General features: G+C 68.1%; 1 protein-coding gene. It reads left to right on the top strand.

Annotation, left to right across the window (positions count from 1 at the left end):
* Positions 1-473, top strand: a 473-nt coding sequence (locus MOV75_RS41775) for a DUF2155 domain-containing protein (RefSeq protein ID WP_247008734.1), incomplete at both ends; no start/stop codon positions are given.

Below are 473 nucleotides of genomic sequence, written 5' to 3'. Positions count from 1 at the left end.
AGCCGCAGCAGAAGGGTGCTCCGGGCGCCGTGCCGCAGACCCCGGCGAGCCTGCAGCCGGGCGACGAGGTCGTCACCGAACCGCCGGCCCAGAAGATCGTGAACAAGAAGGCGACCTTCTCCGGTCTCGACAAGATCACCGGGCGCATCATCAATTTCGACGAGGAGATCGGCGAGACGGTCCAGTTCGGCGCGCTGCGCGTCAAGACCGACGCCTGCTACACGCGGCCGGCGACGGAGGCCACCAACACCGACGCCTTCGTCGAGGTCGACGAGATCACCTTGCAGGGCGAGGTGAAGCGCATCTTTTCGGGCTGGATGTACGCGGCAAGCCCCGGCCTGCACGGCGTCGAACATCCGATCTACGACATCTGGCTCACCGACTGCAAAGAGCCGCAGCAGACCATTGCGACCGCCGCGCCGGACCCCGCGACCAAGCCCGCGCCACCGCCGCCCGCGCAGAAGAAGGCCGCG

The sequence above is a fragment of the Bradyrhizobium sp. PRIMUS42 genome (assembly GCF_023006515.1).
In the GTDB taxonomy this organism is placed as follows: domain Bacteria; phylum Pseudomonadota; class Alphaproteobacteria; order Rhizobiales; family Xanthobacteraceae; genus Bradyrhizobium.
Note: the sequence above shows the minus strand (reverse complement) of the source record. Positions and strands in the feature narration are given on the sequence as shown.